The organism is Mycobacterium sp. (assembly GCF_035274705.1).
In the GTDB taxonomy this organism is placed as follows: Bacteria; Actinomycetota; Actinomycetes; order Mycobacteriales; family Mycobacteriaceae; genus Mycobacterium.
This window is the reverse complement of sequence record NZ_DATENY010000086.1, coordinates 1-11,786: the sequence shown is the minus strand read 5'-3', so window position 1 is coordinate 11,786 and position 11,786 is coordinate 1. Positions and strand designations below refer to the sequence as shown.

The 11,786-nt window shown below is 66.1% G+C and carries 9 protein-coding genes; 6 read left to right on the top strand and 3 right to left on the bottom strand.

Annotated features, from left to right (window positions below; translation table 11 throughout):
- The 4 genes from VJV41_RS18315 to VJV41_RS18300 all read left to right on the top strand — a co-directional run.
- Window positions 1-292, top strand: a 292-nt coding sequence (locus VJV41_RS18315) for a DUF3375 family protein (protein ID WP_325336219.1), incomplete at its 5' end; no start/stop codon positions are given.
- Window positions 289-972, top strand: coding sequence for a DUF4194 domain-containing protein (locus tag VJV41_RS18310; protein WP_325336217.1), 684 nt, complete (start codon window positions 289-291; stop codon window positions 970-972). The genes VJV41_RS18315 and VJV41_RS18310, both read left to right, overlap by 4 nt.
- Entirely contained in the window at window positions 965-4,324 is a 3,360-nt protein-coding gene (locus VJV41_RS18305) for an ATP-binding protein (RefSeq protein WP_325336215.1), read from the top strand. Before VJV41_RS18310 ends, VJV41_RS18305 begins: the two co-directional genes overlap by 8 nt.
- A 292-nt stretch (window positions 4,325-4,616) precedes the next feature.
- The gene (locus VJV41_RS18300; protein ID WP_325336213.1) at window positions 4,617-5,057 is read left to right on the top strand and encodes a DUF6319 family protein; all 441 of its coding nucleotides are present in this window, start codon (window positions 4,617-4,619) and stop codon (window positions 5,055-5,057) included.
- Window positions 5,058-5,369: 312 nt separating this feature from the next.
- Here VJV41_RS18300 and VJV41_RS18295 read toward each other — a convergent pair whose 3' ends face one another.
- Entirely contained in the window at window positions 5,370-7,103 is a 1,734-nt protein-coding gene (locus VJV41_RS18295; RefSeq protein ID WP_325336211.1) for a hypothetical protein, read from the bottom strand.
- A gap of 133 nt (window positions 7,104-7,236) precedes the next feature.
- On the opposite strand from VJV41_RS18295, the gene VJV41_RS18290 reads away from it, so the two are divergent.
- Window positions 7,237-8,904 carry a hypothetical protein gene (locus VJV41_RS18290; RefSeq protein WP_325336209.1) on the top strand — a complete coding sequence of 556 codons (1,668 nt, stop codon included), beginning with the start codon at window positions 7,237-7,239 and terminating at the stop codon, window positions 8,902-8,904.
- A complete protein-coding gene (locus VJV41_RS18285; protein ID WP_325336206.1) occupies window positions 8,876-9,613 on the top strand; it encodes a M15 family metallopeptidase in 738 nt (245 codons plus the stop codon). The genes VJV41_RS18290 and VJV41_RS18285 overlap by 29 nt, the downstream gene beginning before the upstream one ends.
- 21 nt (window positions 9,614-9,634) lie before the next feature.
- On the opposite strand, the gene VJV41_RS18280 is transcribed toward VJV41_RS18285, so the two are convergent.
- Both VJV41_RS18280 and VJV41_RS18275 read right to left on the bottom strand, forming a co-directional pair.
- The gene (locus VJV41_RS18280) at window positions 9,635-9,949 is read right to left on the bottom strand and encodes a hypothetical protein (protein WP_325336204.1); all 315 of its coding nucleotides are present in this window, start codon (window positions 9,947-9,949) and stop codon (window positions 9,635-9,637) included.
- 119 nt (window positions 9,950-10,068) lie between these two features.
- The gene (locus tag VJV41_RS18275; RefSeq protein WP_325336202.1) at window positions 10,069-11,607 is read right to left on the bottom strand and encodes a serine hydrolase domain-containing protein; all 1,539 of its coding nucleotides are present in this window, start codon (window positions 11,605-11,607) and stop codon (window positions 10,069-10,071) included.
- Between the last annotated feature and the right edge of the window lie 179 nt (window positions 11,608-11,786).

Genomic DNA, 11,786 nt, shown 5'->3' with positions numbered 1-11,786 from the left:
CGACCTCACCAGCTTCGCCGCCCTCACCACCCAGGTCGACGCCCCCGCCATGTCCGACATGCTCAACGATGCCATCACCACCGGGCCCGTCTCGCTTCCCGAGGCCGTCGCCATGCTCGACACCGCCTACCTCGGCCACGTCATCGTGCTCTGGTCCTGGGCCCTCAAGCAGCCCAACCCTGACGCCATCGAATCGGCCACTGTCCGCTTCCGTTCGCTCGACGGCCGCGACCGCGAAATCGCTGTCCCCCGTTTGACATTCACAGAATCCATTACCGGAGCCGCCACGTGACCACAGAAGCCGACATCGACTTCTCCTCACTCCCCCAGGTCGACCAGACAGCCCGCCCACCCGTTCAGCGCAGACCGCGCTTCGACGGCGACGTCTCTGAACTCCCCGACCGCGCCTGCTGGGCCCTGCAGCACCTGCTCACCCGCCGCTACATCAGCGCCGAGGCCGACGCCGACGTCTACAGCTGGGTGCTCGAATACCGCAAAGAACTGTCCGTCCGCCTCTCCGAACTCGACCTGCTGCTGCGCATCGTCGACACCACCGACGTCGCCTTCGTCGAACAGGCCCGCTACGAATCCGCTAGGGGCATCAAGCTTCTGCGCCGCGAACCGCTCGGCACCTACGACTCCATCCTCGCCCTGCACCTCGCCCAGATGATGCGCGCCTCCGGCGGGCAGACCGTACTCATCAGCCGCGAGGAAATGCACGGCCTGTTCTCCGGCGTCCTCAACGACACAGACCGCGACGCCGTCGGTTTCGCCGCCCGCATCGACGGCGCCATCGCCCGACTGGCCGGCCTGGAGATCCTCCGCAAGACCCGCGACGACGAGGACAGCTACACCATCAGCCCCGTGATCACCGCCATCATGACCGCCTCGGTCATCACCGAACTCCAGCAGCAGTTCGAACAACTGCTCAACGGCGGAACGCCAGCCGAGGAAGAAGCCGACGTTGACTGAACAGTTCCACCTGTCCCGGCTGCAGGTCATCAACTGGGGCGTCTTCGACGGCTACCACTCCATCCCCTTCAGCTCCGGCGGCGCACTCATCGCCGGCGCCTCCGGCAGCGGCAAATCGTCACTGCTGGACGCGATCTCGCTGGGCTTCCTGCCGTTCAACCGCCGCAACTTCAACGCCTCCGGCGACAACACCGCCGCCGGCTCCAGCGCAGGCCGCCGCACCGTCGACAAGTACGTCCGCGGTGCGTGGGGCCAACGCAGCGACGGCGGCACCAGCCGCGTGATGTACCTGCGCGGCGACGGCACCGCCTGGTCGGCCGTCGCGGTCACCTACGCCAGCGACTCCGGCCGCACCGTCACCGGCCTCGTGCTCAAGTGGCTCACCGGCGAGTCCCGCAACGACTCCTCGAGCCGCTTCGTGCTCGGCGACGGCGACCTCGACATCGAGGACGTCTGCAACCGCTGGGCCGCCGGCCGCTTCGACGCCGGCGTCTTCAAGGAAGACTGGCGGTTCTCCACCAAGGTCGAGTCGCAGTACCTCGCCCAGCTGTACGCCACCATCGGCATCCGCGCCTCCGACGCCGCCCAGCAGCTGCTCGGCAAGGCCAAGTCGCTGAAAAGCGTTGGCGGACTTGAGCAGTTCGTCCGAGAGTTCATGCTCGACGAACCCGACAGCCTGGCCCGGCTGCCCGAGGCGCTCAAGCAGATCGACCCGCTCGTCGAGGCACGCGAACTACTCGCCGTCGCGCAGAAGAAACGCAAGATCCTCGGCGACATCGAGCAGATCCAACACCGCTACGCCTCCGAATCCTCCGACCTCGGCATCATCGACCTCGTCGACGCGCCGATGGTGCGGGCCTACACCGACCACGTCCGGCTCGCCCAGTGCCCAGAGCAGATCGCGACACTCGACGGCACCATCGACCAACTCGAGAACGAGTACGAAGACGTCACCCGATCACTGAATCTCGCCAAGGCCGAGGCGGATTCGCTCAACGCGCAGATCAGTGGAACGAGCGCGAACATCGCTCCGCTGCAGTCACAGGTGACCGCCGCCGAGACCGAGGCCGAGCAGGTGGAGCGCCGTCGCGCTGCCTACGAAGACCTGCTCACCGCCCAGGACGTCGAGATCCCCGACACCGCCGACGAATTCTGGAACCTGCGTGAGGAACTGCTCACCCAGGCCACCGAACTGCTCGCCAAGGTCGAACGCAACCGTGAGGAGTCCACCGACGCCGAGTACGCGCAGAAGTCCGCCCGTATCGCCCGCGACGACGACGCCAAGGAGCTCAAGCGCGTCGAACACGTCGGCTCGGCACTGCCCGAGTTCGCCCTCGCGATGCGCGACCACATCTGCGCCGAAGTCGGCGCCGAAGCCACCGAGCTGCCCTACATCGCCGAACTCCTGGACCTTAAGCCCGACCAGACCCGCTGGCGGCTCGCCGTCGAGAAGGTGCTGCGCGGCGCGGGCCTGCGGCTGCTGGTGCCCGATCAGCACTGGGAGAAGGTGCTGCGGTTCGTCAACGACACCGACATGCGCGGCCGACTGCAGCTGCACCACGTCCGGGCGAAGCTCCTCGGCGCCGAACCCGTCGACCCCGAGCCGAACACGTTGGCGGGCAAGCTGTTCGCCGTCGATCCGAAGCATCCATGCGCCGCCGAGGCCGTCGACGTCATCACCGCCGCCGGCGACCACGTCTGCGTCGACACCCCCGACGTATTCGCCCGGTTCCGCCGCGCGGTCACCGACGCCGGCCTGTACAAAGACTCCGAGCGGCTGGCCGTCAAGGACGACCGACGCCCGGTCAAGCAGTCCGAATACCTCTACCAGGGCGACGTCACCGCGAAGATCAATGCGCTGACCCTCGAACTGGCCGCCGCCGAGGAGGCCTACCAGAAGGCCCGCCGCGCAGCCGACGACATCGCCGCGCAACGCCAGCAGTGGCGCGACCGAGCCGCCACCTGCAAGGCGATCTGCGAGCAGTACCCACAGTGGAGCCAGATCGACACCGAGACCGCCGACGGCCACGCCGACCGGCTGCGCGAGCAGTACGAGTTGCTGATGGCCGACCACCCCGATCTCGAGGCCCTCAACGCACGCGCCGACGAATGCTGGTCCCAGATCCAGAAATTCATGACACGCCGCGGCGCCATCCAGACCCGGCGAGACAACCTCGACGAGCGCCGCACCCGGCTGATGGAACTATCCGAGCGGCTGTCACCGGCGTTCGTGTCCGAGCCGCTGACCGAGTTACTGCACCGCTACGCCGCGCAGCTGCCCGTGGCACTGGAACTCCTTGATCCGGAACCGCACCGCGACGCAATCTTTACCGCGGTAAAGAAGGAACGCGAACACCTGCGCGAGAGCCGGCGCCGCTCCTACGACGAACTGGCGCGCATCCTCAACACGTTCGACACGTCGTTCCCCGACGCGATCCCCAACGACAGCGACGACTTTGATGAGCGCGTCCACGACTACGTCGCACTGTGCAAGCACATCGACGAACGCGAACTGCCCGAGGCGTACGAGCGGATGATGCGGCTCGTCACCGAACAGGCACCCGACGCGATCCTGACGCTGCACCGCGTCGCGGAGCAGGAGGCGCGGCGGATCAGCGACCAGATCGACCGCGTCAACACCGGTTTGGGCGCGGTCGAGTTCAACCGCGGCACCCGGCTGACGCTCCGCGCCACTCCTCGCCAGCTGACGGCGGTGTCCGAGCTCACCGAGATCGTGCGGTCCATCTCGCGGCGCATCGCCGAAGTCGGCCTGGGCGATAAGCAGGCGATCCTCGACCAGTACGCCGACATTCTGCGGCTGCGCAACCGGATGGCGTCGACGGCGCCCGAGGACAAGGCGTGGACGCGTGATGCGCTCGACGTGCGCAACCGGTTCACCTTCGACTGCGCCGAGTGGGACGTCGCCAACGACGAGCTGATCCGCACGCACAGCAATGCGGGCGACAACTCCGGCGGCGAGCAGGAGAAGCTGATGGCGTTCTGCCTCGCGGGCGCGCTGAGCTTCAACCTGGCCAGCCCCGAAAGTACCGACAACAGACCGGTTTTCGCACAGCTGATGCTCGACGAGGCGTTCAGCAAGTCCGACCCGCAATTCGCGCAGCAGGCGCTGCAGGCGTTCCGCAAGTTCGGTTTCCAGCTGGTGATCGTCGCGACGGTGCAGAACGCCACCACCATCCAGCCCTACATCGACAGCGTGGTGATGGTGTCGAAGACGGAGGCGACGGGCCGCAACGCGCGACCGGTCGCGTCCGTGGCGACTAGGACGATCTCGGAGTTCACATCCCTCCGCCAGGAGATGCGCGCGAAGGATCGGGTGCCGGCCGCAGTCTGAGGCAGGCTCAACAGCCGCTGAGGTGCGCAGCACTGCATCGCGATCGAAGGCGGTCTATCTCGGACGTCGTTTCTACTAACCGTGAACAGAGAGAATCCATGGGGTACAAGCGATTTCGGATCACGCTGGTCAGAGCGCTGCAGATCTGTCGAACCGGACCCCGCGGCGTCCGTTAGCGGCTTTTGTTCCACTGAAATGGCACGTTGTCTCGGGAGTCGAACATGTGTTCTAATAGACGCTCAGTGCCAGCCCGCTCACTGCGGGCGTTGTTCAGGAGGAGATCGCCGAAACGATGACTGTAGACACTCTGGCAGTAGAAGCGCCATCCACCCACTCCGACACTCCCGACGTCTTGGTTTCATCGATCGAGAGCACCGGCCCGAGGAGTACACCAGCGCCCGCCGCTGAAGCTCCTGCCGAGGAGAAGCCTAAAAAGACGCCGGCCAAGAAGGCGGTCGGAAAGAAAACCAAGACTATAGAGCTGACCCTCACTGTCACCGGTACCGCCGACGGCGAATGGCACGCAGAGCTCAAGCAGGGCACCACCTACCTGGCCCGCAACCTAGCGGTCGCGGCCGCCGCCGTCTCCCGGGCGGCTAAGGAACTGCACGAGGACCTCTCCACCCCGATCGACGAGGTCATCGAAGAGGCGCGCTCCCAGCAGGCCGCCAGGGTTGCCGCCCTCGAAGCCGAACTAGAAGCCGCCCGCAAGGCCCTCGCCGACCTGGACTGAGATCCCTGAACCAACGCGCTCCTCGCCGTAATCCGGGCACGCCACAACGGAATTCGCGGTCACACTACGAGTGGCGCTGCTGGGCGACGGATGGCTGTCCCTGTATGCCTGCACCACTTTGACCGCAATGCGCATGGTGGTTTCCGGTGCGCCGCGGCCGGCCCGAGTTGGCCACCCGTGCTGTCCCGGGAGAGTGATACCGCTGCCGCACGTGGCGCCGAATTGTCGGGAAGCCTCGAGCCTGAAGCTGTTGTCAAATTTGCCGCCGGTCTTCGCCGTGGTTTCACACTCGGCGCGGGTGCCGGCCGGCGGCTAGGGCGACACCGGGATCGTCGTCACGGGCACTGAACCGGAACCTCCACTGCCGCTTGATGATCCGCCGCCACTGCCGCTCGACGGTGACTGTGGAATCACCTGCGCTGGTGCGGGAGCCGGTGCAGGCTCCGGCGCAACCGCAGGTGGCGTGTAGGCCGGCGCTGGCGGGATATACGCGGGCTCCGATGGCGCCGTGTACGCGGGCGCCGGCGTGTATGCGGGTTCCTGCGTCACGGGCGGCGCTGTCTTCTGGATGACCGGAGGCACTGATTGCGACGTCGGAATCGTGGTGGGCTCTGAAGCCGACGTGGTCGTCTCAGAAGACGTCGTCGTCGGCGTTGTCGTCGTCGGCGTGGTCGTCGTTGTCGTAGGGGTCGTTGTCGTCGTCGTCGTGGTGGTCGTTGTCGTCGTCGGCGTTGTCGTAATCGTCGTCGTGAACGTCGGCAATGTCGGGAACGGGTTGAACGGCGGGAACGGGATGACGGGCACCACAGGCACCACCGGCACCTCTGGCGCAGGAGCGGGCTCGGCCGGCGGCGCCTGCTCAATCGGCGGAGCCGCCGGCACATTGTTGTTCACCGGCCCACGATTGATCGGGACACTCGGAGCGGCCGGGGCCGCGGGCGGCGGCGACACCACCGCGATCGGCAGCGCCACCGGATCCGGCTCGTGCGGCACCGGCGGCAGGTATCGCCCCGGCACCGTGTCCGACTGAATCGCCGGGACCGGCTGCGCTTCGACGTCGGCCACTGGACGGATGTTGATCGCGACCGTGACCGCCAGCGTCGCGAAGCTCACCACCACGAACCCCAGCGCGCTGCCCATCAGCAATTTCCTTGGCGGCGGCGGCGCGATCACCGTGGTGTACGGCGCCTCATCCTCCTGCTCGGGAACGAATTCCTCGATCGAATCCGCGGGCATCTCGTAGTAGTCCGGCTCCGCCTGCGAGTACGCCAGCTGCGGCCCGACCGCTGCAGGATCCGTAGTCGGTGCCATCTGCGTCGCGTCCGAAGCCGGTGCCATCTGCGTCGCATCGGCCGCCGCCGGCGCCATCATCGTCGCGTCGGCAACCGCAGGCGCCATCTGCGTCGCCGCGCCTGCCGGGAAACCGGAGTCCTCGGCCGTCTGCGCCGCACCCCGCGCGATCGCGTAGCCCGCATCGGGCGGCACCTCGACCGGCGCCGTCGAATGCAGCTCAGCCGCAATCGAATCAAGGTCCAAGCGCTGCCCGACCAACGTGATCCGAGTGACCTCCGGGCCGGGCACATGCTGTAGCACAGCGGCACACGCGACGGCCGCACCAGCCGCACCGATCGGCACCGACGCCAGCACTGACGTCGAATCCTCGTCCTCGCCAATCACTGTCAGCGACACAGTGTCGTCATCGGCCAGCAACAACGCGGCGTCCGCGCCGACACTACGGGCCAGCGCCGCGGCCGCCTCGGCCTCCGTGACCACTTCGACGTTCTGCACTCCCGCGCTCAACACCGTCTGGCGCAGGGTCTCGGCCGCAGACGCATCGGGCAGACAGAGCCGTGTCGCGGCCACCCGGTTGCCCGAGTCGGCCACCGCACGGTAAGTGCCGACGATGGTGTCGGCCAGGTCGGTCATCGCGTCGTCGGGCAGGTCCAGCGCATACTGGTCGAATACCTGACCGCCAGAAGCCGGCGAGCCGACCATCGCCAGACGCGCCACCCGTCCGGTGACCGCCACCCCGACGATTACGTCCACCCGGTCCACTCCTTGCCTTAACAACGATCCAAAGCTACCCCGGCGCCCATCCGCGTTGCTTGTGTACAGGAGCAAAAGTGAGCACCCTGAGGTGGCAACACCTCGCGGCGTCATTCAGAGAGGAAATCGTCACGTGAGCGACCAGCGTTACGACGCGTCGGCCACCGTCGCGGTGCCCACCACCGCCGCGCCGGCCGTCGCCCGCTCGCCCCGCGTCGGCTACGTGCCCGTCCGCACCAACACGGTGCGCGACGGCGTCGCGGTCGCCTTGCTCGTCCTCGCGCTGCTGCTGCCGTGGAACCTCGACTTCGGTCTGGGCGTCCCCGGCAGCGACGGCCTGCTCTTCGGCCTCGTCGGCGTCGTGACACTGCTCGCCGTCGCCGCTGCGCTCGCGCCACACGTCGGCCCGTTCCGGCTCACCGCCCCGCAGCCCGACGTCCGCCGCACCAGCCGGATCCGGTTGCTGCTCTCCGTCTCCTACCTGATCGTCGTGCTCGGCTTCGTCGGGTACCACCTGGTGCACACGGTTCGCGACGGCGGAACTGGGCTGGTACCCCCGGGTATCGGACCTGGCCTGATCGTGGGCATCGGCGGCGCAATGCTCGCCGCGCAGCCGCCGATCACCAGTATCACCATCGAGGACAACGGCTTTCGACGCTGGTATAGCGTCGCTCGGTTGCTGGGCGCCGTGTCGATTGCGCTCGCGACTCTCTCGGTTGCTTTCAACCTGTATTGGCGGCTGCGCTATCTGTTCGTCACGAACGTCGACTTCGGCGGTCAGGATGTCGCTGTCATCATCACCACGCTGCTCTACGGCGCGGAGGCGATGATCGCGTTGGTCATCGCGTCGCGGTGGCTCATCGAGAAGTCCGCCGCCGCACGACTGGCCACCACCGCACTGGGCGCCGCGGCGGCGCTGGCCTCCACGCTGGTGTGGGTCTTTCCCATCGGCCGCGACATCGACTCCTTCCACGGCATCGCCCAGAACACGTCGACGGCTGCCGTCGGTTACGAGGGGTATCTGATCTGGGCGGCCGCCGCCGCGATCGTCGCTCCGACGACGCTCTACTCCGTCTTCCTGATCAAACCGCCGACGCTGGGCGCGTTCCGCTCAGCTGCGCAGAAGTGTCTGACACTCATCGCGTTCTGGGCGTTCGCCGCGGCCGCACTGCGCGTCGTCGACTACCTGATCGCTGTGTCGCTGGATCTGCCTCGCGCCCCGTACGACAGCGTTGCGATGACAGCGTTCAATGTGATCACCGGCTTGATTGCGCACTGGCTACACCGTCAATTCGGCAAGGGCGCGGCTACGCCGACCGTCATCGCGGCGTTCAGTGGGGTGCTGTTCGTCTTCACGGTCGCGAACCTCGCCATTGGCGTCGCGCTCGCCCCGCGTTATGCCGAACCGCCGCCCGATGCGATCTACGGCAACAACCTGGCCCAGCAGATCACCAGCACGTTCGACGTCGTGATCTGCGCGCTGACCCTCACTGTCCTGGTTGCCATGCTGTTCACCGGTCCGCTCGCCGGCTATCTGATGCGCCGCCGCAACGCCCGGGTCGCGACCGCTTCCAAGCCTACGAAACCACCCTCACCTGAGCCGACGACCTCCGCGGCACCGACGATCGTGCGGCATCCTCAACTCTCGGAAATGCCGAGAATCGTTCGGCTCAAGGAGGATTCGACGACGGTGCTCCCGGCTCCACCGACGCTTCGGATCCTGCGCCGCGAGCCGACGTCCGACACGACGGCACGGGGCCCCGCCGCCCCGAATGATGCCGATAACCCACCCACGCGGTGAGGGCTCGTCGCCGGTCCACGCTTGGCGGATCGTCACGCTGGCCGTAGCCTGCGCCGTCCTTGTGCAATGCGGCTCCACGCGGCCCCCTCCTGCCGCGACGTCACCACCGTTCGTCAAGACGTCACCGACTTCCACACCCACAGCGCCCACCGCCGCGATTCAGCCGGTCACCGCAGCTGACCTCGGCCCGAGCTGGCATCCCGGCTGCCCAATTGATCCGCGGCAGCTGCGCCGAGTCGAGGTCGACTACATCGGCTTCGACCGACAAACCCACCGCGGCGCACTGATCATCAACGAAGACCTGGCGGCGGACGTCGCAGCGATCTTCGAGCAGCTTATTCAATTGCGCTATCCGATCGCGAAGATCCGCACAGTGGACAACTACCCGGGCGCCGACGATGAGTCGTCCATGGAAGACAACAACACCTCGGCGTTCAACTGCCGAGACATTCCCGGCACCGGCCACTGGTCACTCCACGCTTCCGGTAGAGCCATCGACCTCAACCCGTTGCTCAATCCCGAGATCGATCAGACGGGCGCAGTCCAACCCAAGAATGCCGCGCCATACCTCGACCGCAACCGCACAGACCCCGGAGTCCTGCACGCGGGAGATGCTGCCGTACGCGTGTTCACCGATCGCGGTTGGCGCTGGGGCGGTGACTGGCGAACGCCCAAGGACTACCAGCACTTTGAGCAGCTGCCGCGTTGACACCGTATTACCACTTGAGGACTAGAGCCCGCGAAAGCGACGGTGCAGCACTTGTCTGGAAACGCCTAGGGCCCGGCCGATCTCGCCCCATGAGAGCCCCGCCGTCCGGGCGCTGCGTACCGCGTCTGTGTAACGCGCGCGGGCGTGTTCAAGGTCGTCGCGCGCCGCGGCTAGCTCCTGCAGGCTCTCGCCGCTGTAGAAGTCCTGAACAACGGGATCCGGCTCGTCGGACAGGATCGGCTCGTGGCATGCCTGTTCGAGTTCCTCTTCGACGCGGCGACGGATGGCTGCGATCTCCGAGTCATCCGCCCACCAGGGCTTGCTTTTCTCCATCATCGAGGGATCGCCCTTTCGACGACGTCATCATGTGCTGACGCTCTGCAGAAGCATGCCGCGACCCACTGACAACTCGGGTAAGCCGCCGCTGGGTCGTTGGCTGGGCGGCTCCACTGTTCTCAACGCGGTGTACTGCCGTAGAGACGCAACGCCTGGGCAGCCGCCGTCGCCACTTCACCCCGCAGCTCCTGGATCGGTGGACTGCCTCGCACATGGATTGAATTCGACAGCAGTACGACATACGTATCCGAACCCGGGTCTATCCACAGCGTGGTTCCGGTAAAGCCTGTGTGGCCAAAGCTACCGATGGGAAAGACCAGGCCTCGCGGCGTGGAAAGGCGAGTATCGATATCCCAGCCGAAGCCGCGCAGGTTCTGTCCCGTGATCGCCGGATAGTGCGGAGCGAGTAGCGGATCCGCCGTGTTCGGTCTCGTTGCGACGGCTTCTCTGCTGGCATCGTTCGCGGCTTCGAGTTGTTGAGCTGTATGTCCAGGCTGCTGCGGAGTCGTCATCAACTCCAGAGTCGCTTGTGTCAGCGGAAATTCGCTCGGACGGCCCGCAAGCCGATCAAGCAAGGCCTGCGCATAGACGCTGACGTCATGCGCCGTCGAGAACACACCGGCATGCCCGGCCACCCCACCCATGCGCCGCGCCGTCGTGTCATGCACAGTGCCCCGCAGCAGGTAATCAAGATCCGGATTCTTGCCCGGGTCGGCTCTGTTCTCCTCATCACGTGCTGTCGGTGCGATGCGCGACAACAGATCGATGCTCCACGTACCTGCAGAACAAGCGACGCTTCCCTGCGGAGCCGGAGCCCACGCAATCGCAGCCCCTCGCATCGTGTACGGACCACATGCTTTAGCCGGAGGGAGATAGCGGGTGTCTTCCATGCCAAGCGGCGCGAAGACGTTCTGCTGAACGTAAACGTCTTCGGCCTCGCCGGTGACTTTCTCGATCAGCCCGCCCAGCAGAATGAAGTTGATGTCGGAGTAGCGAAAGACCTCGCCGGGACGCGACTCCAGCGGCGTGGTCAGCGCACGATGAATGCCTTCTGATTTATCGGCTCCGCTCAGTCCCCACGGATCCTTGAGGTCGACGTCGCCCGTTTCGCCCGAAGTGTGCGTAAGCAACATGCGAACGGTCACCTTGGCGCGCTGTGGATCGTCGGCCGTGTTGAAGTCCGGCAGATACTTCTGCACGGGATCGTCGAGCTGAACCACGCCTTGTTCGTAAAGCTGCATGACGGCAGTCGCCGTAGCGAGGATCTTGGTCAAAGACGCCAGGTCGAAGATCGTGTCCTCGGTCATCGGCTCCGCAGGTGCCGGCGATCCATCGGGACCTGGTTCGTCTGCAAGCTTGCGCACGCCGTACGCCTGGTGGAAGACGACCTTGCCACCGTGCCCGATGACAACCACAGCACCTGGCAGCCGATGCGCGGCAATCGCATCGTTGATCGGTTTGGAGACTGGTGCGAAGTCGGGTGCGGGTGCTGCCTCCGGCGACAACCTAGGCGTCGGAGCCGCGACGGGCGTCTGCGTTGGCGTCGAGCTGTCGCCGACGTCTGTGTGCGCTGCATCGCCGCGCGAGCAAGCCGTAGCGAATGAAAGCAGCACAGTGCCAACAGCAACGGCCCTTCGCGCAGATGGCGTACCGAACATAAAGCTGGCCCACTCGTTACAGAAGTTGTCCGCGGCGGATCCGTGCCACGCGACCTCCGCGACTATCGTGTCACTGCTCGTCAGCCGTGTCCGCCCAGATGTCGAATTCCCCACGGACGCGGTGTGAGAGGGGGACCGTTGGGGAATGCGATCAACCACTACCTGCTCGCGAAATAACC